We start from the raw sequence: 20,412 nt of genomic DNA, 5'->3' as shown, positions 1-20,412 counted from the left end.
GACGTCGGTCAGGCCGCCCCGCTCCCGTCAGACCTCTTCGACGCTGCTCGGCTCGCGCCGGGACAGGTCGATGCCGAGCTCCTCCGCAGCGCGGAAGACGTCCTCGTCGGTGTCACGCATCTCGATGGACATACCGTCGCTGGACAGCACCTCCACGTTCAGGCACAGGGACTGCATCTCCTTGATGAGCACCTTGAAGGACTCGGGGATGCCGGGCTCGGGGATGTTCTCGCCCTTGACGATGGCCTCGTAGACCTTCACGCGGCCGGTGACGTCGTCGGACTTGATGGTCAGCAGCTCCTGGAGCGCGTAGGCGGCGCCGTACGCCTCGAGTGCCCACACCTCCATCTCGCCGAACCGCTGTCCACCGAACTGAGCCTTACCACCCAGCGGCTGCTGGGTGATCATGGAGTACGGACCGGTCGAACGCGCGTGCAGCTTGTCGTCGACCAGGTGGTGCAGCTTCAGGATGTACATGTAACCGACCGAGATCGGCTCGGGGAACGGCTCACCGGAGCGGCCGTCGTACAGCCGCGCCTTGCCGGTCGGGAGCACCATGCGCTCGCCGTCCCGGTTCGGGATGGTGTGCTGGAGCAGACCGGCGAGCTCGTCCTCGCGCGCACCGTCGAAGACCGGGGTGGCGACGTTGGTACCGGGCTCGACCTTGTCGGCGCCGATGGCCTGGAGCCGCTCGGCCCACTCGTCCGCGAGGCCGGAGACGTCCCAGCCGCGGCTGGCGAGCCAGCCGAGGTGGATCTCCAGGACCTGTCCCGGGTTCATCCGGGACGGCACACCGAGCGGGTTGAGGATGATGTCGACCGGGGTCCCGTCCTCGAGGAACGGCATGTCCTCGATGGGCAGGATCTTGGAGATGACCCCCTTGTTGCCGTGCCGGCCGGCGAGCTTGTCACCGTCGGTGATCTTGCGCTTCTGCGCGACGTAGACGCGCACCAGCTGGTTCACACCGGGGGGAAGCTCGTCGCCCTCCTCGCGGTCGAAGACGCGCACGCCGATGACCTTGCCGATCTCGCCGTGCGGGACCTTCAGCGAGGTGTCACGGACCTCACGGGCCTTCTCACCGAAGATCGCACGGAGCAGGCGCTCCTCCGGGGTCAGCTCGGTCTCACCCTTGGGCGTGACCTTGCCGACCAGGATGTCGCCGGCGACGACCTCGGCACCGATGCGGATGATGCCGCGCTCGTCGAGGTCGGCGAGGACCTCCTCGGAGACGTTCGGGATGTCCCGGGTGATCTCCTCCGGGCCCAGCTTGGTGTCACGGGCGTCGACCTCGTGCTCCTCGATGTGGATCGAGGAGAGGACGTCGTCCTGCACGAGGCGCTGCGACAGGATGATCGCGTCCTCGTAGTTGTGACCCTCCCACGGCATGAACGCGACCAGCAGGTTCTTGCCGAGCGCCATCTCGCCGTTCTCGGTGGCCGGACCGTCGGCGAGGACCTGGCCCTCGACGAGCCGGTCGCCCTCGGCGACGATGACCTTCTGGTTGACCGAGGTGCCCTGGTTGGACCGGGAGAACTTGGCCAGGCGGTACGTGATGTACGTGCCGTCGTCGTTGGCGGTGGTGATGTAGTCGGCGGAGACCTCCTGGACCACACCCGCCTTCTCGGCCTTGACCACGTCGCCGGCGTCGGCGGCGGAGCGGTACTCCATGCCGGTGCCGACCAGCGGGGACTCGCTCTTGATGAGCGGCACCGCCTGACGCATCATGTTCGCGCCCATCAGGGCACGGTTGGCGTCGTCGTGCTCGAGGAACGGGATCATGGCGGTCGCGACCGACACCATCTGGCGCGGCGAGACGTCCATGTAGTCGACCTCGTCACCGGGGACGTAGTCGACCTCGCCGCCGCGGCGGCGGACCAGGATGCGGTTCTCGACGAAGCGCATGTCGTCGCCGAGCGGCGCGTTGGCCTGCGCGATGACGAAGCGGTCCTCCTCGTCGGCGGTCAGGTAGTCGACGTCGTCGGTGACCTGGCCGTCGACGACCTTGCGGTACGGCGTCTCGATGAAGCCGAACGGGTTGATCCGCCCGTAGGAGGCGAGCGAGCCGATCAGGCCGATGTTCGGGCCTTCCGGCGTCTCGATCGGGCACATGCGGCCGTAGTGCGAGGGGTGCACGTCACGGACCTCGAAGCCGGCCCGCTCACGGGAGAGACCACCCGGGCCGAGCGCGTTGAGACGACGCTTGTGCGTCAGACCCGACAGCGGGTTGTTCTGGTCCATGAACTGGGACAGCTGGCTGGTGCCGAAGAACTCCTTGATGGAGGCGACGACCGGCCGGATGTTGATCAGGGTCTGCGGCGTGATCGCCTCGACGTCCTGGGTGGTCATGCGCTCGCGCACGACGCGCTCCATACGGGCGAGACCCGTACGGACCTGGTTCTGGATCAGCTCGCCGACGTTACGGATGCGGCGGTTGCCGAAGTGGTCGATGTCGTCGGTCTCGACGATGATCGAGCGCCCGGACTCGCCGACCGTCTCGGTCTCACCGGCGTGCAGCTTCACCAGGTACTTGATGGTGGCGATGACGTCGTCGGTGGTGAGCACACCGGCGTCCAGCGGCTCGTCCCCGCCGAGCTTCTTGTTGACCTTGTAGCGGCCGACCTTGGCCAGGTCGTAGCGCTTGGGGTTGAAGTACAGGTTCTCGAGCAGCGTCTGCGCGGCCTCACGCGTGGGGGGCTCGCCCGGACGCAGCTTGCGGTAGATGTCGAGCAGCGCGTCGTCCTGGCCCTGGGTGTGGTCCTTCTCCAGGGTGGCGCGCATGGACTCGTACTCGCCGAACTCCTCGAGGATCTGCTCGGTGGTCCAGCCGAGCGCCTTCAGGAGGACGGTGACGGACTGCTTGCGCTTGCGGTCGATACGGACACCGACCATGTCGCGCTTGTCGATCTCCATCTCCAGCCAGGCACCCCGGGACGGGATGATCTTGGCGGAGAAGATGTCCTTGTCGGACGTCTTGTCGATGGAGGAGTCGAAGTAGACGCCGGGCGAGCGGACCAGCTGGGACACCACGACACGCTCGGTGCCGTTGATGACGAAGGTGCCCTTGTTCGTCATGAGCGGGAAGTCACCCATGAAGACCGTCTGGGACTTGATCTCGCCGGTCTCGTTGTTGGTGAACTCGGCGGTGACGAAGAGCGGTGCCGCGTACGTGAAGTCGCGCTCCTTGCACTCGTCGATGGAGTTCTTCGGCGGCTCGAAGCGGTGGTCGCGGAAGGTCAGCGACATCGACCCGGAGAAGTCCTCGATCGGGGAGATCTCTTCGAAGATCTCCTCCAGACCGGACTTGGTGGGGACGTCCTGCCCGTTCTCGAGAGCCTCCTCGACCCGACTCTGCCAGGCGGTGTTGCCGAGCAGCCAGTCGAAGCTCTCGGTCTGCAGCGCGAGCAGGTTCGGAACCTCGAGAGGCTCCTTGATCTTTGCAAAGGAGATGCGCAGCGGGGCGGTGCTGGCACCGTTGTTCGTATTCGCGGTCGAGGCGTTGCGCGAGGCGGCCAAGAGGGGGTCCTTCCGAGGGCTCGGACTCACTACGCGCGTACCGGCTCCCCGCTGTGCATCGGGACAGATTCCTCCGAGGGGGGCGAAAGCCCAGGTCGGAGATCGTCTGATCGTCGGTGCTCGAGCGAGGGAATGCCCCTGGTGACGGGCAGGGGACAGCTAACAGGCAGCGCAAAGGGTCAGTGTAGCCACTTGGCACACTGATGTCCAGTGCGGTGTACGAGACCGGGTAAAGGCCCTCGTTGTACTCAACTCCTGCGACAAGGCGCTGCCCTCAACGCACCGTGATACTGCCCTCTTTGCCGTCGATCCATGCCTCGGATTCGGATCCTTGTGACGACGCGTCCTGAGAATTGCGCGCTGCGTGCGGTTCGTCAAGGCCCTCCGGCCCCCCGACCTTCCGCCACGGGGCGACTCCTCGCGACCCCTGAAGGCACAACGAAGATCACCCTACCCCCCGCCGTCCCGGGGGCAAGGCAGCCGCCGCCGGACCCCCCGTACGCCGAAGAGCGACCACCCGGATGGATGATCGCTCCTCGGCGCTTGAGCGTTACACGTCCCGTGGGACGCGCTGCGGATCCAGCCGGATCCGCGGGGTGTTACTTGACCTCGACGGAGGCGCCGGCGCCCTTGAGGGACTCGGCGGCCTTCTCGGCGGCGTCCTTGGCGACCTTCTCGAGGACGGGCTTCGGGGCGCCGTCCACGAGGTCCTTGGCCTCCTTCAGACCCAGGGAGGTCAGCTCACGCACGACCTTGATGACCTGGATCTTCTTGTCGCCGGCACCCGTGAGGACGACGTCGAACTCGTCCTGCTCGGCAGCGGCCTCGGCCGGGGCGGCAGCGGCGGCCGGGGCAGCGGCGACGGCCGCGGCGGCGGTGACGTCGAACTTCTCCTCGAAGGCCTTCACGAACTCGGAGAGCTCGATGAGGGTCATCTCCTCGAACTGGGCGAGCAGGTCTTCCTGGCTGAGCTTCGCCATGATGGCGGTCCTTCCACTAATGCGGCAGTGCCGGATGTACGGGGTGACGCGGGCGTGTGCCTTACGGCATTACTGCGTAGACGTCGGGCCCGCATTTGACCCTCAGCGCGTGCTGTTCACGCGGCGAGGATCGGAAAGCGAGCCGAATTACTCGGCACCGCCCTGCTCGTCCTGCTTGGCACGGAGCGCGTCCACGGTGCGGACGAGCTTCGACGGGAGCGCCTGGAAGAGCTGAGCAGTCTGCGTCTGCTTGCCCTTGAAAGCGCCCGCCAGCTTGGAGAGCAGAACCTCGCGGGACTCGAGGTCCGCAAGCTTCTTGATCTCGTCGGCAGACATCGCCTTGCCGTCAAGGACGCCGCCCTTGATCACGAGATTCGGGTTGTCCTTGGCGAAGTCACGAAGACCCTTCGCCGACTCCACCGGGTCACCGGTGACGAAGGCGACCGCCGTCGGGCCAGCGAAGAGCTGGTCGTCGAGCGTGATCCCGGCCTCGTTGGCCGCAATCTTGGTCAGCGTGTTCTTCACCACGGCGTACTGGGCGTTCTCACCGAGCGAACGGCGCAGCGTCTTGAGCTGCGCCACGGTGAGACCGCGGTACTCGGTCAGCACGGCGGCGTTGGAGCTGCGGAACTTGTCCGTCAGCTCGGCAACCGCGGCAGCCTTGTCGGGCCTCGCCATAGAGCCTCGGCCTCCTTCCGGGTGATTCGGACCGCGCGGACCCGAAGGAGGACTGGGAAAACGAAACGCCCCGGCGCAGGCGCACGGGGCGTAGCTCAACCGGCTTCTCGCGCCTCGCGGCGGCGATCTCCGGGAACTCTTCCACTGACACCTGCGCGGGTCGTCCGCAGTTCAGCGGATCCTTCGGCCACCGCACTCTCTGATGAGCGCACGGCAACGACCAGCGGTCTTTGGCTTCGATGGAAGAGTACGCGAACGGATCGGCGTGGAGCAAATCGGCCGACCGGGGCTTACCGAAGGCACGGGGAGCCTCCGGCAACGAGCCGGGTCTAGGCGCCCGCTCCCAGGCCTTCGAGCTCCTTGAACATCTCCATGAGGTCGAACGTGTCCTTGGCCGCCGGCGCCTCGACCTCGGCCGCGGCGCCGTAGTCGGAGTAGTGGGCCGTCATGTTCACCGTCCCCTGAGGCATTTTCATCCCGACGAGCATCTTGACGGGGTAGTTGTCCTCGTTGACCCAGACCTGGGTGTCGTACCCCTTCATACCCGACTTCTTGGCCGCGGCGAAGATCTCCTCGCGCTCCTTAGCGGAGAGCAGGTCGAAGGACTCGTTGGCGTCGGCCATCTCCTGGAAGGTCAGCGTGCCCTTGTAGTGCTGGGTCTGGGCGCCGTCGACCTTCTCCGGGCCGACATGCTTCAGGCTCGGCGACTCGAGCAGCAACGCCAACTGCTGAGCCGGGTCCTGGTTCAGGCTCTCCAGGCCCTTGGTCATCTGCTGCTGCGCCCCGGCATCGCCGGATGCCTCGGCGATGGCGGCGAAGTCCATCTTCATCCACCGCTTGCCGTCCATCTCGGCGGCCTGTTTCGCACCCATGTCCATGTACAGAACGTCATCCAGCATGATCACTCGGTTCTGCTCGGCAGCGCCCGCGTCTTCCGCCAAGGCGCCGGACGCCTTCATGGTGACGTCCAGGACACCGGGATCCCAGCCCTGCACGCCGGAGAGCTCCATGGAGCCGCCACCCGATGCGTCAGCCGGCATCGTCATGGTCATCCGCACCTTGGAGGACTTGGCCTCCGAGGTGTTCTTGAAGGCCGCCTGGAGGACCTCCGTCATCTCGGTCTGCGTCTGGACGCCGGACTGCGCCGAGCCGCCGGCCTTCTTCTTGCCGCCCTCGTCGCTGTCACCGCCCTGACACCCCGCGACACCCGCGACGACGGCCACGGCCGTCAGACAGACACCCGCGCGCTTCCATACGGCCATACCCATGCGTCCCACCCCTGATTGTTTCGCTGTGCTACGTCTGTGAAGTCAAGGGAACGGTAACCCACCCGACTGACACGGGTGTACGGAAAAGCCCGCCCCCGGGCCTCTCAGAGGCCCGGGGGCGGGCGTTCACCGCGTGCGCGGACCGGTCCAGCCGGCCCACCCGGCTCAGACGGCGGCCGGGTCCTCCTCGACGAGGAGGTTGCGGGTGCGGTTCGGGTCGAGCGGAATGCCGGGGCCCATCGTGGTGCTGATGGCGGCCTTCTTGATGTAGCGACCCTTGGCGGCGGACGGCTTCAGGCGGAGGATCTCCTCCAGCGCGGCGCCGTAGTTCTCCACCAGCTTGGTGTCGTCGAAGGACGACTTGCCGATGATGAAGTGCAGGTTCGCGTGCTTGTCGACGCGGAACTCGATCTTGCCGCCCTTGATCTCGGTGACGGCCTTGGTCACGTCCGGGGTCACGGTGCCGGTCTTGGGGTTCGGCATGAGACCACGGGGACCGAGCACACGGCCGAGGCGGCCGACCTTGCCCATGAGGTCCGGGGTGGCGACGACGGCGTCGAAGTCCAGACGGCCCTTCGACACCTCGTCGATCAGCTCGTCGGCGCCGACGATGTCGGCGCCCGCGGCACGCGCGGCCTCGGCACGGTCACCGGTCGCGAAGACCAGGACCCGGGCGGTCTTGCCGGTGCCGTGCGGGAGGTTCACGGTGCCACGGACCATCTGGTCGGCCTTGCGCGGGTCGACACCCAGACGGAAGGCGACCTCGACGGTGCCGTCGAACTTGGTCGTGGACGTCTCCTTGGCGAGACGGACGGCCTCGAGCGGGGCGTACTGCTTCTCCCGGTCGATCTTGGCGTCCGCAGCGCGGAGAGACTTGCTGCGCTTGCTCACTGAAAGCTCCTGTGGAATCTGAGGAGTCGTGGTCCGGGCCGAGCCGGCCCTGCCACTACTGCTGCTTGGCTTACGGGGGTGGAGGTCAGCCCTCGACCGTGACGCCCATGGAACGGGCGGTACCGGCGATGATCTTCTCCGCCTGGTCCAGGTCGTTGGCGTTGAGGTCGGGCATCTTGGTGGTGGCGATCTCACGGACCTGGTCGCGCGTGATCTTCGCGACCTTGGTCTTGTGCGGCTCGCCGGAGCCCTTCTCCACACCCGCGGCCTTGAGGATCATCTTCGCGGCCGGCGGGGTCTTGGTGATGAAGGTGAAGGAACGGTCCTCGTAGACCGTGATCTCCACCGGGATGACCCAGCCACGCTGCGACTCGGTCGCGGCGTTGTAGGCCTTGCAGAACTCCATGATGTTCACGCCGTGCTGGCCCAGCGCGGGGCCGACCGGCGGGGCCGGGTTCGCGGCACCGGCCTGGATCTGGAGCTTGATGAGCCCCGTGACCTTCTTCTTCTTGGGAGGCATGGCTCTCCGGGTCCTTTCGATTCGGGTCCTGCCCACGTCATGGGACAACCCGGACGCAGGCATACCGCACAACGATAACGGGTACAGATGCGCGGCTGAAAACCGAGCAGGTCAGCCGAGTGCGCGAGCACTCTGCTGACCTGCTCGGAAGCTGTGTACCAGCTGTTCCAGAAAGGCTGAGTCCGAGGACTAGTTCTTCTGGATCTGGTCGAAGGAGAGCTCGACCGGCGTCTCCCGGCCGAAGATCTCCACCAGGCCCTTGACCTTCTTGGAGTCGGGGTTGATCTCGTTGATGGTCGCCTGGAGCGTGGCGAACGGGCCGTCGGTGACGGTGACCGAGTCGCCGACCTCGAAGTCCAGCACCTGGACCTCGACCTTGCGCTGCGGAGCCGGCTTGCCCTCGGCCTCGGCGGCCTCACGGGCGGCCTTCTCCTCGGCCTCCGGGGCGAGCATCTTGACGATCTCGTCCAGCGTCAGCGGGTACGGGTCGTAGGCGTTGCCCACGAAGCCGGTCACGCCGGGGGTGTTGCGGACGACGCCCCAGGACTCGTTCGTCAGGTCCATACGGACCAGGACGTAACCCGGCAGCTTGTTCTGCTTGATCGTCTTGCGGTCGCCGTTCTTGATCTGGACGACCTCTTCCTGCGGCACCTCGGCCTGGAAGATGTAGTCCTCGACGTTCAGCGAGACGGCGCGCTGCTCCAGGTTGGTCTTCACCCGGTTCTCGTAGCCCGCGTAGGTGTGGATGACGTACCACTCGCCGGGCAGCGTCCGCAGTTCCTCGCGGAGCTTCTCGACCGGGTCACGGTCGTCCTCGGGCTCTTCGGCCTCCTCGGCCGCTTCCACGGCCTCGGTGGTCCCGTCCGCCTCGGTGGTCCCGTCGGCGGAGGTCTCGTCCGCCTCGGCGCTCTCGTCCGTGGCGGAGGTCTCGTCCGCGGTGGTGCCGGCAGCCTCGGCCTCGGCAGAGGCCTCGGTGTCCTCGACGCCCGCGCCCTCGACGGCGGCGAGCGCGTCCTCTGCGGAAGCGGCCCCTTCGCCCACAGGCTCAACGGCGTCGTTCACGTTCGGGTCAGACACGGTGGCTGCTTCTTCCTGGATACATAGGGGTGGAACATGCGAAAGGAGCGCCGGGTACCTCGGCGCTCTTCGCTCGGGGATCAGCCGAAGACGTACTTGGCGGCGTTGCTGAGGCCATAGTCGAACAGGGTGATCAGGCCGATCATCAGCACCACGAAGATGATCACAGCGGTCGTGTACGACGTCAGCTGATTACGGGTCGGCCAGACCACCTTGCGGAGTTCCGCAACGATCTGGCGGTAGAAGAGGGCGAGGCGCTTCAGCGGACCCTTCTTGGCCCGCTTACCGCCTTTGCGGGTCTTCTTCTTGGAGTCCGGCGCCTCGTCCTCGGCATCAGGCATGTCGATGGAGCCCACGGCGTCCGTCACTCGTCCTCACCTGATTCCGGGTCGTGGCCGTGCCGCGCCCGGTGAGAGCCCGCACGGCGGTGCATTGCTGTACGTACATCCGCACACATCCTGGCGACGGAGTGTGTAGCAGGGCCGGAGGGACTTGAACCCCCAACCGCTGGTTTTGGAGACCAGTGCTCTACCAATTGAGCTACGACCCTTTGTGCGTTCCCCAACGTACCGCATCCGACCGGATGCTTGGTGTACACCGGCTGAGCGCGGGCCGCTGAAGCCCAACGAGGTGAGAGTGTACGTGTTCCCGGGCTTGGCGTCGAACGACAGGTGCCGGCGCCGGAAGGCCCCGACCGCCGTCCGGCACAAGATCGTCCAGGCCATGGGGTGCCGACGCGGTGGATCCGGACTGGTGTTCACCGGTCTGCCCGCTCATGTGTCAGTCCGTGAAACCCCCGTGCCCGTGAGGTTTCCGGTCTGGAACGATGGGCCCCATGAGCGCTGCAACCCCTCCCACCGAGCGCCGGGTCTCCGCCCGCGTCGGCTCGATCTCCGAGTCCGCCACCCTCGCCGTGGACGCCAAGGCCAAGGCCCTCAAGGCCGCCGGGCGACCGGTGATCGGCTTCGGCGCAGGTGAGCCCGACTTCCCGACGCCGGACTACATCGTCGAGGCCGCGATCGAGGCCTGCCGGAACCCGAAGTACCACCGCTACACACCCGCCGGCGGTCTGCCCGAGCTGAAGTCCGCGATCGCCGCCAAGACACTGCGCGACTCCGGCTACGAGGTGGACCCGTCCCAGATCCTGGTCACCAACGGCGGAAAGCAGGCCATCTACGAGGCCTTCGCCGCCATCCTCGACCCGGGCGACGAGGTCATCGTCCCGGCTCCGTACTGGACGACCTACCCGGAGTCGATCCGGCTGGCCGGCGGCGTCCCGGTGGAGGTCGTCACCGACGAGACCACCGGCTACCGCGTGAGCGTGGAGCAGCTGGAGGCGGCCCGCACGGAGAAGACGAAGGTCGTCCTCTTCGTCTCCCCGTCGAACCCGACCGGCGCGGTCTACGGCGAGGCCGAGACCGAGGCCATCGGCCGCTGGGCCGTGGAGCACGGTCTGTGGGTGCTCACGGACGAGATCTACGAGCACCTGGTCTACGGCGACGCCGTCTCCGTCTCCCTGCCCGCGCTGCTGCCCGAGCTGCGGGACAGGTGCATCGTGGTGAACGGTGTCGCGAAGACCTACGCGATGACGGGCTGGCGGGTCGGCTGGATCGTCGGCCCGAAGGATGTGGTGAAGGCCGCGACCAATCTCCAGTCGCACGCCACGTCCAACGTCTCCAACGTCGCCCAGGTGGCCGCCCTCGCCGCCGTCTCCGGCGACCTGGACGCCGTCGCGGCCATGCGCGAGGCCTTCGACCGACGGCGGAAGACCATCGTGCGGATGCTCAACGAGATCGACGGCGTGCTCTGCCCGGAGCCCGAGGGCGCGTTCTACGTCTACCCCTCGGTGAAGGCCCTGATCGGCAAGGAGATCCGGGGCAGGCGGCCGCAGGACTCGGTGGAGCTGGCCGCACTCATCCTGGAGGAGGCCGAGGTCGCGGTGGTGCCCGGTGAGGCGTTCGGCACCCCGGGGTACGTGCGGCTGTCGTACGCGCTGGGCGACGAGGACCTCGTGGAGGGCGTGAGCCGCCTGCAGAAGCTGCTCGCGGAGGCGCGGGACTGACGTCCGTCACCTCGCAGGGGCGCCCGGATCCATCCCGAGCGCCCCTGTTCGTTTGTGCGAGCAAGACCACGAAAGGTGAAAGCGCTACCGGGACGGAGGGGACGTGCGGCAGGATCCTGGAATGCTGAGCTTTTCAGGGGGGCACCCCCCGACCCCCCCGCGTGTACGTGATGTCTCCGAGCTGCCGAAGGCCCATCTCCACCTGCACTTCACCGGGTCCATGCGCCCCGCCACCCTGCTGGAGCTGGCCGACAAGTACGGGGTCCGCCTGCCCGAGGCGCTGACCGACGCGCTGACCGGCGGGGAGCCGCCGAGACTGCGGGCCACGGACGAGCGCGGCTGGTTCCGCTTCCAGCGGCTGTACGACGCGGCCCGGTCGTGTCTGCGCGAGCCGGAGGACATCCGGCGGCTGGTGCGGGAGGCCGCCGAGGAGGATGTGCGCGACGGCTCCGGCTGGCTGGAGATCCAGGTCGACCCGACGTCGTACGCACCACGGCTGGGCGGGCTGATCCCCACGCTGGAGATCATCCTGGACGCGGTGGAGTCGGCGATGCGGGAGACCGGGATCGGCATGCGGGTCCTGGTCGCCGCCAACCGGATGAAGCACCCGCTGGACGCCCGCACCCTGGCCCGGCTGGCGGTGCGCTACGCGGACCGGGGCGTGGTCGGGTTCGGTCTCTCCAACGACGAGCGGCGCGGGATGGCCCGTGACTTCGACCGGGCGTTCGCGATCGCGCGGGAGGGAGGGCTGCTGTCGGCGCCGCACGGCGGCGAGCTGGCGGGGCCGGCGTCCGTCCGGGACTGCCTGGACGACCTGGACGCGCACCGGATCGGCCACGGCGTGCGGGCGGCGGACGATCCGCGGCTGATGAAGCGGCTCGCCGACCGCCAGGTGACGTGCGAGGTGTGTCCGGCATCCAACGTGGCGCTCGGGGTCTACGAGAAGCACGAGGACGTACCGCTGCGGACCCTGTTCGAGGCGGGGGTGCCCCTGGCGCTGGGCGCGGACGACCCCCTGCTGTTCGGCTCCCGGCTGGCGGCCCAGTACGAGATCGCTCGCGTCCACCACGGCTTCACCGACGCGGAGCTCGCGGAGCTGGCCCGGCAGTCCGTCCGGGGCTCGGCGGCGCCGGGGGACGTCAAGGCGAAGCTGCTGTCGGGCGTGGACGGCTGGCTCACCACCCCGCTCGCTTGAGGTGGGCGCAGGGCGGATACGGCTCGGAACAGCCCATGAGTAGGAGTGGTGGGCCAGCAGCGGGTCGACGAGCTCGCCGTACCCCTCGTCCGGGGGCACGCCGTCGCGCTGGGGGACAGGACGATCGTGTGGCGTGAGCAGGCGGCGAGGGGAAACAGGCCGGCGAGCCGGTTCAGCCCGTCGTGGTCCCCCACCAGGAGGCCGATCGGTTCGGGAGCCCGCAGCGAGGTGTGGCGCCGGATGTTGCCGCGGCTGGACGACGCGATGCCCGCGCGGGCCGGTCCGTGCGGTGAACCGGCGCAGTCTCCGTCGCACGAGGGTGGCCTCAGGGGCCCGGTTCGTACGCATGGGCCCATGCTCGCGGCGGGTGTGCCGCGCGGCAGCGGAGTCCGGCGGCCGGGTCGTCCGTGTCAGGCCTGGAGGCTGACGCCCACCGTCACCGGTTCGTTGACCAGCGTGACGCCGAAGGCCGCGTGGACGCCGGCGACGACCTCCCGGGCGAGCGTCAGCAGGTCCTCGGTGGTCGCCTTCCCGCGGTTGGTGAGGGCGAGGGTGTGCTTGGTGGAGATGCGGGCGGGGCCGTCGCCGTAGCCCTTGGTGAAGCCGGCCTTGTCGATCAGCCAGGCCGCTGAGGTCTTGGTGCGGCCCTCGCCCGCGGGGTAGGCGGGCGGCTCCGCGTCATCACCGAGCCGTGCCCGCACCCGCGTACGGAACACGGCGAACGACTCGTCGTCGAGGATCGGGTTGGTGAAGAAGGAACCGGCGGACCAGGTGTCGTGGTCCTCGGGATCCAGGACCATACCCTTGCCCGCCCGGAGCTTCAGGACCGTCTCGCGGGCCGTGGTCAGCGGCACCCGGTCCCCCGGGGCCACTCCGAGGACACGGGCCGTCTCGGCGTAGCGGACGGGACCGGAGAGACCTCCCGCGTCCTCCAGGGCGAAGCGGACGCGCAGCACGACATAGCGCTCGGGATCCGACTTGAAGCGGCTGTGACGGTACGAGAAGGCGCACTCCTCGTTGCTCAGCGTGACCGTCTGGCGCGTCCTGCGGTCGTAGGCGACGACCTCGGTGATGGTGGAGGACACCTCCTGGCCGTACGCCCCGACGTTCTGGATCGGGGTGGCGCCCGCCGAGCCGGGAATGCCGGCCAGGCACTCCACCCCGGCGAGGCCCGCCTCCACGGTGCGGGCGACGGCGTCGGTCCACACCTCGCCGGCCGCCAGCTCCAGGTGCGTGCCGTCCAGGGTGTGGCCCCGGGTGGCGATGACGAGGGCGGTGCCGTCGAATCCCTTGTCGCCGATGACCAGGTTGGAACCGCCGCCGATGATCAGCAGTGGGGTGCCGCTGTCGTCGGCGTCGCGGACGACAGCGATCACCTCGTCGTCGGTGGTCGCGGTGACCAGCCGGGTCGCGGGCCCGCCCAGCCGGAAGGTGGTCAGCGGGGCGAGGGGGGCGTCGTGGAGTTCCTGCACGGGCTCAAGACTACGAGACGGCACCGGCGGGCCCGCTCCCCCGGCCCCTCCGGCTCAGCCCAGCCGGACGACGGCCCGCGACATGCCCAGGACCTTCTGGCCCGCGCTGGTCGCGGTGAGGTCCACACGGACCGTGTGGTCGTCGAGTTTGGCGGCGACCTTGCCGCTGACCTCGATGATGGCGCCCTGGTCGTCGTCGGGGACCACGACCGGACGGATGAAGCGGACGCCGTACTCGAGGACCGCGCCCGGGTCGCCCACCCAGTCGGTCACCACCCGGATCGCCTCGGCCATGGTGAACATGCCGTGCGCGATGACGTCGGGCAGGCCGACCTCCTTGGCGAACCTCTCGTTCCAGTGAATGGGGTTGAAGTCGCCGGAGGCACCCGCGTACTGGACGAGGGTGGCGCGGGTCACGGGGAACGTCCGGGCGGGCAGTTCGGTGCCCACCTCGACGTCGGCGTGGGAGATCTTCGCCGTCATGGTGTTGTTCACGCCTCCTCGGCCGCGCGGGCCACCAGCTTGGTCCAGGCGGTCACGACGTGCTCGCCGTCCTGGTCGTGCACCTCACCGCGGATGTCCAGGACCTCGTTGCCCGCCATCAACCGGACCGTCTCGATGGTCGAGGTGACGGTGAGCCGGTCACCGGCCCGCACCGGGCGGGTGTAGGCGAACTTCTGATCGCCGTGCACCACCCGGCTGTAGTCGAGACCGAGCCGCGGATCGGCGACGACCTGACCCGCGGCCTTGAAGGTGATGGAGAACACGAAGGTCGGCGGGGCGATCACATCGGGGTGGCCGAGCGCCTTGGCGGCCTCCACGTCCGTGTACGCCGGGTTGGCGTCCCCCACCGCCTCGGCGAACTCACGGATCTTCTCCCGGCCCACCTCATAGGGCTCGGTGGGCGGGTAGCTCCGCCCCACGAAGGACTGGTCGAGCGCCATGCGCGCGGCACCTCCTGTGTCTGCCTGCTGCTGGACTGTGTCTGCCGAGGCCGGCCCGGTCCGCCGGCGGCCGGCCCCGGGGTCTGCCACGAGGACGGACTGCGGTCTGCCGGTGGCCGGGCTGCGGAGCCTGCGGGAGGCCCGCGGTGGGCCCGCGGCCGGCCCTCGGTGGAGAAACGACACGAGGCCGCCCCCCGAGTGGGGGGACGGCCTCGTGTACGAGCCTGTTTTATCGCGTCTCGCGATGCGCGGTGTGCGCATTGCAACGCGGGCAGTGCTTCTTCATCTCGAGACGATCCGGGTTGTTACGCCGGTTCTTCTTGGTGATGTAGTTCCGCTCCTTGCACTCCACGCAGGCCAGCGTGATCTTCGGGCGGACGTCGGTGGCAGCCACGTGAGTGCTCCTTGACGAACGGATTGACTGTATTTACGCAAGAAGAGTAGCCGATCGAAGGACCGACCCCGCAATCGGCTACTGTCTGTAGCGGTGACCGGACTTGAACCGGTGACACAGCGATTATGAGCCGCTTGCTCTACCGACTGAGCTACACCGCTTTGATGCGATCGGGCCCCGCCTCGCGACGGGAACCTCACGCACCAGAGCCCCAAAACGGAATCGAACCGTTGACCTTCTCCTTACCATGGAGACGCTCTGCCGACTGAGCTATTGGGGCGAGCGATGAAGACATTACACGGTCCGCCGCCGTTCACCCAAATCCGTTTCGGGCCCTTGTCCCCTCGTCGGAGGGACCACGCCGGTACGACTATTGCGCTCCTCCCGGCCCCCGGCGGGCGGCCGTCCTAGGCTCGTCTCACTCTGCGTGACCTGCCTCAGTGTGATGTATGTCCCCGTGCGCAGCCGGAGCCCCAGGAGTGTGATGCCCGACAGCCAGCCGCAGCCGCCGTCCGACCCGTGGCCGTCGCTCCCGGATCCGGGGCCGGCCGGTCCGGCCCCCCTGCTGCTGTGCGGCGCGCGGCTGACCGACGGCCGGACCGTGGACGTACGGCTGGGCGGCGGGCGCATCGAGGCGGTCGGTACGGCCGGCAGCCTGGCGGCGGGCAGCACGCGGGTGTCCGCCACCCGGGTCGATCTCACCGGCTATCTGCTGCTGCCCGCCCCCGCCGAGCCCCACGCCCACGCCGACACCGCTCTGTCCGCCGACACCGGCGGACCGGTTTCGTACGACTCCGAGGACGTCCAGCGCCGCGCGACGGAGGCGGCCCTGCTCCAGCTCGGTCACGGCGCGACGGCGGTGCGGGCCCATGTGAGGGTGGGTGACCTGGCCGGTCTGGGCGCGCTGACCGCCGTCCTGCGGGCGGAACGCTCACTGCGCGGGCTGGCCGTGCTGACGACGGTGGCGGTGCCGCGGGTGCTGACCGGGGTGGCGGGGGCGGACGGGCTCGCCGTGCTGCGTGACGCGCTGAAGATGGGCGCGTCCGTGGTGGGCGGCTGCCCGGACCTCGACCCCGACCCCACGGGATATGTGGAGGCGGTCCTGGAGGTCGCCTCCGAACACGGGTGTCCCGTCGACCTGCACACGGACGCCGCCGACCCCGCCCGGCTGGCCCGCTTCGCGGCCATGGCCGGCGGGCTGCGGCCGGGGGTCACCCTCGGTCCGTGTGGCGCTCTCGCCACCCTGCCGGCCGAGCCGGCCGCCCGGACCGCGGACCGGCTCGCGGCAGCCGGGGTGACGGTGGTGTGCCTCCCCCAGGGCGGCTGCGGCTCGGTCGACGGCCGCGGCGTGGCCCCGGTACGGCTGCTGCGCTCGGCCGGAGTGCGGGTGGCCGCCGGGAGCGGCGCCCTGAGGGACGTGTCGAACCCGGTCGGCCGCGGCGATCCGCTGGAGGCGGCGTACCTGCTGGCCTCGTGCCAGGGCCTGTCCGCCGAGGACGCCTATGCCGCCGTCAGCACGTCGGCGCGGGCGGCCCTCGGGCTGCCCGAGGTCCGCGTGGAGGCGGGCTTCCCGGCCGAACTGCTGGCGGTCCGCGGCGCCGGACTCCCGGACGCGCTGTCGCCGGCCTACAGCCGGATCGTGATCCACGGTGGGCGGGTGGTGGCGCGGACGAGTGCCGTACGGGAGTACCGCGATCCGACGGGCACGGTGGCACCGGGCCTGCCCCGTCAGGCACGGGGCCCCGCGTAGGGCGCTGCGGGCAGCACCGATCGGGCCTCCGCGGCCGGGTGCGGGCGGGCACCGCACGGCGCGTCGCGGGAGTCACGGCGCGAACGCGGTCGCTCCGGCGTACGGTCGGAGACATGCGCATTGTCATCGCTGGTGGTCATGGTCAGATCGCGCTGCGGCTGGAGCGGTTGCTCGCCGCGCGCGGGGACGAGGCGGCAGGCATCATCCGCAAACCCGAACAGGCTGACGAACTCCGCCGGCTGGGCGCCGAGCCGGTCGTCCTGGACCTGGAGTCGGCGTCGGTGGACGAGGTCGCGGCGCGACTCGAGGGCGCGGACGCGGCGGTGTTCGCGGCGGGCGCCGGCCCGGGCAGTGAGGTGGAGCGCAAGGAGTCGGTGGACAAGGCCGCGGCGGTACTCTTCGCCGACGCGGCCGTCCGCGCGGGCGTACGGCGCTTCGTGATCGTGTCGTCCATGGGCGCGGACGCGGCCCACGAGGGCCACGAAGTCTTCGACGTGTACCTGCGCGCCAAGGGCGAGGCGGACGCGTACGTACGCGGACTGGACGGCCTGGACTGGACGATCCTGCGCCCGGGCCGGCTCACCGACGACGCCGGCACCGGCCTGGTCCGCCTGGAGGCCCACACGGGTCGTGGCGCGGTCCCCCGTGACGATGTGGCCGCCGTCCTGGCGGAACTGGTGGACACGCCGGCGACGACCGGACTGACGCTGGAACTGATCAGCGGCACCGCGCCGGTGTCGGTGGCCGTGAAGTCGGTGGCGGGCAACTGAACGCCGCCCGGGGTCAGAAGAGAGACATCTGCCCCGGGAACTCCGGCACCGTGTAGCCGTCCAGCGACGGTTGCTCCGCCCCGATCGGAGCCTGTCTGCGCGATCCGGGGCAGGACGTCAGGTCCCCGCTCCCCCGCGCACCGGGCGGGTCGTGCCGCGCGTACCGTCCGGCGACGACAGCGATCTCACGACGGCACACGGGACACGAACGGCGACGGGACGACATACGGCCAGTCTGCCCCGGGGCCGGCGCCCGCGAACACGAAGAGACCCCTTCCGGACTGCGTTTCCGCAGTCCGGAAGGGGTCTCTTCCCCAGTGTGGCGGCGCCAGGATTCGAACCTGGGAAGGCTGAGCCGGCAGATTTACAGTCTGCTCCCTTTGGCCGCTCGGGCACACCGCCGGGGTTGCTGCCCTCGAACCGCCTTGCGGCGGCGCTCCGTGGCAACGACGTAAACAATACCCGATGGACAGGGGTGCTTCGCCACCTGATTGATCGCCACCCCGGGACGGGGGGATGACTAGGCTGGGCCGATGCGGTCCGGGCCGATGCCGCGCTCGGAGCCGTCCCGCACACGCCGGAACGCATCCGGTACGCAGTCGGTGCGCAGCCCGATACGCACCCCGATCCAAGGAGCCACAGGACATGGCCGACTCCAGTTTCGACATCGTCTCGAAGGTCGAGCGGCAGGAGGTCGACAACGCCCTCAACCAGACCGCCAAGGAGATCTCGCAGCGCTACGACTTCAAGGGCGTCGGTGCCTCGATCTCATGGTCCGGGGAGAAGATCCTCATGGAGGCGAACTCCGAGGACCGGGTGAAGGCCGTTCTCGACGTCTTCCAGTCCAAGCTGATCAAGCGGGGCATCTCCCTGAAGGCCCTGGACGCGGGTGAGCCGCAGCTCTCGGGCAAGGAGTACAAGATCTTCGCGTCGATCGAGGAGGGCATCTCCCAGGACAACGCGAAGAAGGTCGCGAAGGTCATCCGGGACGAGGGCCCGAAGGGTGTGAAGGCTCAGGTGCAGGGTGACGAGCTGCGCGTCAGCTCGAAGAGCCGCGACGACCTCCAGACCGTCATCGCCCTTCTCAAGGGCAAGGACTTCGAATTCGCGCTGCAGTTCGTGAACTACCGGTAGAGCCGACGGTATTGACGAGGGGGGCGGGCGCCTCGTGCGGGCGCTCGCCCACCCCTCGTCCGCCTGCTGTCGCACCGCCGCGTACGGCGCGGGTCAGTCGCGCGAGTGGCCGAACAGGATGCGGTAGGCGATCAGGAGGACGAGTGAGCCGCCGATCGCGGCGACCCAGGTGGTGCCGTCGTAGAAGTCCTTGGTGATCGGGTGGTCGAGCAGGCGGGCCGACACCCAGCCGCCGATGAAGGCGCCGGCGACACCGATCAGGGTCGTGCCGATGAGGCCGCCCGGGTCGCGGCCGGGCAACAGGAACTTGGCTATCGCCCCGGCCAGCAGTCCGAGGATGATCCAGCTGATGATCGTCATGGTCGAGCCCCTGCCCATTTCCCGTCGTCCTTGCACCCTGACAGACGTCACACGTACATGTGATGGTTGCACCTGATCAGTAGGCTGCGGCGTCATGCCAGACTCCGCCGGTCCTCCCTCACTGCCTCGCACGCTCGGTGTCGGGGATGCCGTGATCATCGGTCTCGGTTCGATGGTGGGAGCCGGGATCTTCGCGGCCCTGGCGCCCGCCGCGCACGCGGCCGGTTCCGGACTGCTTCCCGCACTGGCGCTCGCCGCCGCAGTCGCCTACTGCAACGCCACGGCGTCGGCGCGCCTCGCCGCCCGGTATCCGGCCTCGGGCGGCACGTACGTGTACGGGAGAGAGCGGCTCGGGGACTTCTGGGGCTACCTCGCGGGCTGGGCGTTCATCGTCGGGAAGACGGCCTCCTGTGCGGCGATGGCGCTCACCGTCGGCACGTACGGCTGGCCGGGGCAGGCGCATGCGGTGGCCGTCGCCGCCGTGGTGCTGCTGACCGCGGTGAACTACGGCGGTGTCCAGAGGTCCGCGTGGCTGACCCGGGTGATCGTGGGTGTGGTGCTGGCGGTCCTCGCTTCCGTGGTGGTCGCGTGTCTGACGTCGGGTGAGGCCGGTGCCGGGCGGGTCGGCATCGGGGTGTCGGGAGGTGCCGGCGGGGTGCTTCAGGCGGGCGGGCTGCTGTTCTTCGCCTTCGCCGGGTACGCCCGTATCGCGACTCTCGGCGAGGAGGTCCGGGATCCGGAACGCACCATCCCCCGGGCGATTCCGACGGCTCTCGGCATCGCTCTGGTCGTGTACGCGGCTGTCGCCATGGCTGTTCTCTCCGTTCTGGGGCCGGAGGGTCTGGGCGAGGCCACCGCGCCGCTCGCCGACGCGGTGCGGGCCGCCGGAGTACCCGGGCTGGCGCCGGTGGTGCGGGTGGGCGCGGCGGTGGCCGCGCTGGGTTCGCTGCTCGCCCTGATCCTCGGCGTCTCGCGGACGACGCTCGCCATGGCCCGGGATCGCCATCTCCCGGGCTCCCTGGCCGCCGTGCATCCGCGGTTCGGGGTGCCGCACCGGGCGGAGCTCGTGGTGGGCGCTGTGGTCGCCGTGCTGGCCGCCACGGTGGACGTGCGGGGTGCGATCGGATTCTCCTCCTTCGGCGTGCTGGTGTACTACGCGGTGGCCAATGCGTCGGCCTGGACACTCGGGGCGGGGCCCAGGGCGCGCGTGCTGCCGGCGGTGGGGCTCACCGGGTGCCTGGTGCTGGCGTTCTCGCTGCCGTGGGTCTCGGTGGGCGTGGGGGCGGGAGTGCTGACGGTGGGTGTGGCGGCTTACGCGCTGCGGAGGTTGGGTGGCGGGCGGTAGCCGACGCGTGGCGGGCCCCGACGGCCGGTGGGCGGCGCCGACCGGTGCGCGCGGGACGG

20 protein-coding genes, 4 tRNA genes and 1 pseudogene are annotated in these 20,412 nt (G+C 69.3%); 6 read left to right on the top strand and 19 right to left on the bottom strand.

Going from position 1 to position 20,412, the window contains the following annotated elements; genetic code table 11:
• Nucleotides 1-27: 27 nt before the first annotated feature.
• The 9 genes from rpoB to HTV45_RS03180 all read right to left on the bottom strand — a co-directional run bounded on the left by rpoB (nucleotide 28) and on the right by HTV45_RS03180 (nucleotide 9,477).
• Nucleotides 28-3,513, bottom strand: a complete 3,486-nt coding sequence (gene rpoB / locus HTV45_RS03220; RefSeq protein WP_215204034.1) for a DNA-directed RNA polymerase subunit beta — start codon at nucleotides 3,511-3,513, stop codon at nucleotides 28-30.
• Between the two features lie 599 nt (nucleotides 3,514-4,112).
• Nucleotides 4,113-4,493: a 50S ribosomal protein L7/L12 gene (gene rplL / locus HTV45_RS03215; protein WP_215204033.1), complete on the bottom strand. Its 381-nt coding sequence runs from the start codon at nucleotides 4,491-4,493 to the stop codon at nucleotides 4,113-4,115.
• Nucleotides 4,494-4,640: 147 nt separating this feature from the next.
• Complete coding sequence (gene rplJ, locus HTV45_RS03210) at nucleotides 4,641-5,171, bottom strand: 50S ribosomal protein L10 (protein ID WP_004927352.1); 531 nt, start codon at nucleotides 5,169-5,171, stop codon at nucleotides 4,641-4,643.
• A gap of 329 nt (nucleotides 5,172-5,500) precedes the next feature.
• Entirely contained in the window at nucleotides 5,501-6,439 is a 939-nt protein-coding gene (locus tag HTV45_RS03205; protein ID WP_215204032.1) for a hypothetical protein, read from the bottom strand.
• 165 nt (nucleotides 6,440-6,604) lie between these two features.
• Nucleotides 6,605-7,330 carry a 50S ribosomal protein L1 gene (gene rplA, locus HTV45_RS03200; RefSeq protein ID WP_215204031.1) on the bottom strand — a complete coding sequence of 242 codons (726 nt, stop codon included), beginning with the start codon at nucleotides 7,328-7,330 and terminating at the stop codon, nucleotides 6,605-6,607.
• A gap of 85 nt (nucleotides 7,331-7,415) precedes the next feature.
• Entirely contained in the window at nucleotides 7,416-7,850 is a 435-nt protein-coding gene (rplK, locus tag HTV45_RS03195; protein ID WP_003974315.1) for a 50S ribosomal protein L11, read from the bottom strand.
• A gap of 189 nt (nucleotides 7,851-8,039) precedes the next feature.
• Nucleotides 8,040-8,927, bottom strand: a complete 888-nt coding sequence (nusG, locus tag HTV45_RS03190; RefSeq protein WP_215204030.1) for a transcription termination/antitermination protein NusG — start codon at nucleotides 8,925-8,927, stop codon at nucleotides 8,040-8,042.
• A gap of 80 nt (nucleotides 8,928-9,007) precedes the next feature.
• Entirely contained in the window at nucleotides 9,008-9,295 is a 288-nt protein-coding gene (gene secE / locus HTV45_RS03185) for a preprotein translocase subunit SecE (RefSeq protein ID WP_103541662.1), read from the bottom strand.
• Between the two features lie 109 nt (nucleotides 9,296-9,404).
• Nucleotides 9,405-9,477, bottom strand: a tRNA-Trp gene (locus HTV45_RS03180).
• A gap of 285 nt (nucleotides 9,478-9,762) precedes the next feature.
• On the opposite strand from HTV45_RS03180, the gene HTV45_RS03175 reads away from it, so the two are divergent.
• Together HTV45_RS03175 and HTV45_RS03170 are read left to right on the top strand one after the other, a co-directional pair.
• Nucleotides 9,763-10,989 (top strand): pyridoxal phosphate-dependent aminotransferase, encoded by a 1,227-nt coding sequence (locus HTV45_RS03175; RefSeq protein ID WP_215204029.1) that lies wholly within the window; start codon nucleotides 9,763-9,765, stop codon nucleotides 10,987-10,989.
• A gap of 121 nt (nucleotides 10,990-11,110) precedes the next feature.
• Nucleotides 11,111-12,184 carry an adenosine deaminase gene (locus tag HTV45_RS03170; protein WP_215204028.1) on the top strand — a complete coding sequence of 358 codons (1,074 nt, stop codon included), beginning with the start codon at nucleotides 11,111-11,113 and terminating at the stop codon, nucleotides 12,182-12,184.
• 42 nt (nucleotides 12,185-12,226) lie between these two features.
• Here HTV45_RS03170 and HTV45_RS33865 read toward each other — a convergent pair.
• From HTV45_RS33865 to HTV45_RS03140, 7 genes and pseudogenes are all read right to left on the bottom strand, one after another.
• A pseudogene (locus tag HTV45_RS33865) lies at nucleotides 12,227-12,499 on the bottom strand (hypothetical protein); the annotation flags it as partial.
• Between the two features lie 95 nt (nucleotides 12,500-12,594).
• Nucleotides 12,595-13,656 (bottom strand): UDP-N-acetylmuramate dehydrogenase, encoded by a 1,062-nt coding sequence (locus HTV45_RS03165; RefSeq protein ID WP_215204027.1) that lies wholly within the window; start codon nucleotides 13,654-13,656, stop codon nucleotides 12,595-12,597.
• 54 nt (nucleotides 13,657-13,710) lie between these two features.
• On the bottom strand, nucleotides 13,711-14,139 hold the full coding sequence (locus tag HTV45_RS03160; protein ID WP_215204109.1) for a MaoC family dehydratase: 429 nt from the start codon (nucleotides 14,137-14,139) through the stop codon (nucleotides 13,711-13,713).
• Between the two features lie 8 nt (nucleotides 14,140-14,147).
• Nucleotides 14,148-14,600 (bottom strand): MaoC family dehydratase N-terminal domain-containing protein, encoded by a 453-nt coding sequence (locus HTV45_RS03155; RefSeq protein WP_215204026.1) that lies wholly within the window; start codon nucleotides 14,598-14,600, stop codon nucleotides 14,148-14,150.
• A gap of 229 nt (nucleotides 14,601-14,829) precedes the next feature.
• On the bottom strand, nucleotides 14,830-14,994 hold the full coding sequence (gene rpmG / locus HTV45_RS03150; RefSeq protein ID WP_003948671.1) for a 50S ribosomal protein L33: 165 nt from the start codon (nucleotides 14,992-14,994) through the stop codon (nucleotides 14,830-14,832).
• 88 nt (nucleotides 14,995-15,082) lie between these two features.
• Nucleotides 15,083-15,155, bottom strand: a tRNA-Met gene (locus tag HTV45_RS03145).
• Between the two features lie 46 nt (nucleotides 15,156-15,201).
• Nucleotides 15,202-15,274, bottom strand: a tRNA-Thr gene (locus HTV45_RS03140).
• Between the two features lie 204 nt (nucleotides 15,275-15,478).
• Between HTV45_RS03140 and HTV45_RS03135 the strand changes: the two genes are divergently transcribed.
• Together HTV45_RS03135 and HTV45_RS03130 are read left to right on the top strand one after the other, a co-directional pair.
• Nucleotides 15,479-16,744, top strand: a complete 1,266-nt coding sequence (locus tag HTV45_RS03135) for an amidohydrolase family protein (protein WP_215204025.1) — start codon at nucleotides 15,479-15,481, stop codon at nucleotides 16,742-16,744.
• Between the two features lie 113 nt (nucleotides 16,745-16,857).
• Entirely contained in the window at nucleotides 16,858-17,514 is a 657-nt protein-coding gene (locus HTV45_RS03130) for an NAD(P)H-binding protein (protein ID WP_215204024.1), read from the top strand.
• 13 nt (nucleotides 17,515-17,527) lie between these two features.
• Here HTV45_RS03130 and HTV45_RS33860 read toward each other — a convergent pair whose 3' ends face one another.
• The gene (locus tag HTV45_RS33860; protein WP_251691035.1) at nucleotides 17,528-17,740 is read right to left on the bottom strand and encodes a hypothetical protein; all 213 of its coding nucleotides are present in this window, start codon (nucleotides 17,738-17,740) and stop codon (nucleotides 17,528-17,530) included.
• 94 nt (nucleotides 17,741-17,834) lie between these two features.
• Nucleotides 17,835-17,916: transfer RNA gene (locus tag HTV45_RS03125), tRNA-Tyr, on the bottom strand.
• Nucleotides 17,917-18,159: 243 nt separating this feature from the next.
• On the opposite strand from HTV45_RS03125, the gene HTV45_RS03120 reads away from it, so the two are divergent.
• Nucleotides 18,160-18,648, top strand: a complete 489-nt coding sequence (locus HTV45_RS03120) for a YajQ family cyclic di-GMP-binding protein (RefSeq protein ID WP_215204023.1) — start codon at nucleotides 18,160-18,162, stop codon at nucleotides 18,646-18,648.
• Nucleotides 18,649-18,741: 93 nt separating this feature from the next.
• On the opposite strand, the gene HTV45_RS03115 is transcribed toward HTV45_RS03120, so the two are convergent.
• On the bottom strand, nucleotides 18,742-19,008 hold the full coding sequence (locus tag HTV45_RS03115) for a GlsB/YeaQ/YmgE family stress response membrane protein (protein WP_215204022.1): 267 nt from the start codon (nucleotides 19,006-19,008) through the stop codon (nucleotides 18,742-18,744).
• Between the two features lie 94 nt (nucleotides 19,009-19,102).
• On the opposite strand from HTV45_RS03115, the gene HTV45_RS03110 reads away from it, so the two are divergent.
• Nucleotides 19,103-20,353, top strand: a complete 1,251-nt coding sequence (locus HTV45_RS03110) for an APC family permease (protein ID WP_215204021.1) — start codon at nucleotides 19,103-19,105, stop codon at nucleotides 20,351-20,353.
• Nucleotides 20,354-20,412: the final 59 nt, after the last annotated feature.

It is taken from the genome of Streptomyces sp. CHD11, assembly GCF_018638295.1.
GTDB lineage: Bacteria > Actinomycetota > Actinomycetes > Streptomycetales > Streptomycetaceae > Streptomyces.
This window is presented reverse-complemented; position numbering and strand designations above follow the sequence as displayed.

Bases quoted from the DNA above. Each gene is read 5' to 3' on its own strand.
- rplL (WP_215204033.1), bottom strand. From the start codon at position 4,493: ATGGCGAAGCTCAGCCAGGAAGACCTGCTCGCCCAGTTCGAGGAGATG.
- rplJ (WP_004927352.1), bottom strand. From the start codon at position 5,171: ATGGCGAGGCCCGACAAGGCTGCCGCGGTTGCCGAGCTGACGGACAAG.
- HTV45_RS03205 (WP_215204032.1), bottom strand. From the start codon at position 6,439: ATGGGTATGGCCGTATGGAAGCGCGCGGGTGTCTGTCTGACGGCCGTG.
- rplK (WP_003974315.1), bottom strand. From the start codon at position 7,850: ATGCCTCCCAAGAAGAAGAAGGTCACGGGGCTCATCAAGCTCCAGATC.
- HTV45_RS03175 (WP_215204029.1), top strand. From the start codon at position 9,763: ATGAGCGCTGCAACCCCTCCCACCGAGCGCCGGGTCTCCGCCCGCGTC.
- HTV45_RS03170 (WP_215204028.1), top strand. From the start codon at position 11,111: ATGCTGAGCTTTTCAGGGGGGCACCCCCCGACCCCCCCGCGTGTACGT.
- HTV45_RS03160 (WP_215204109.1), bottom strand. From the start codon at position 14,139: ATGACGGCGAAGATCTCCCACGCCGACGTCGAGGTGGGCACCGAACTG.
- HTV45_RS03155 (WP_215204026.1), bottom strand. From the start codon at position 14,600: ATGGCGCTCGACCAGTCCTTCGTGGGGCGGAGCTACCCGCCCACCGAG.
- HTV45_RS03135 (WP_215204025.1), top strand. From the start codon at position 15,479: ATGCCCGACAGCCAGCCGCAGCCGCCGTCCGACCCGTGGCCGTCGCTC.
- HTV45_RS03130 (WP_215204024.1), top strand. From the start codon at position 16,858: ATGCGCATTGTCATCGCTGGTGGTCATGGTCAGATCGCGCTGCGGCTG.
- HTV45_RS33860 (WP_251691035.1), bottom strand. From the start codon at position 17,740: ATGTCGTCCCGTCGCCGTTCGTGTCCCGTGTGCCGTCGTGAGATCGCT.
- HTV45_RS03120 (WP_215204023.1), top strand. From the start codon at position 18,160: ATGGCCGACTCCAGTTTCGACATCGTCTCGAAGGTCGAGCGGCAGGAG.
- HTV45_RS03115 (WP_215204022.1), bottom strand. From the start codon at position 19,008: ATGACGATCATCAGCTGGATCATCCTCGGACTGCTGGCCGGGGCGATA.
- HTV45_RS03110 (WP_215204021.1), top strand. From the start codon at position 19,103: ATGCCAGACTCCGCCGGTCCTCCCTCACTGCCTCGCACGCTCGGTGTC.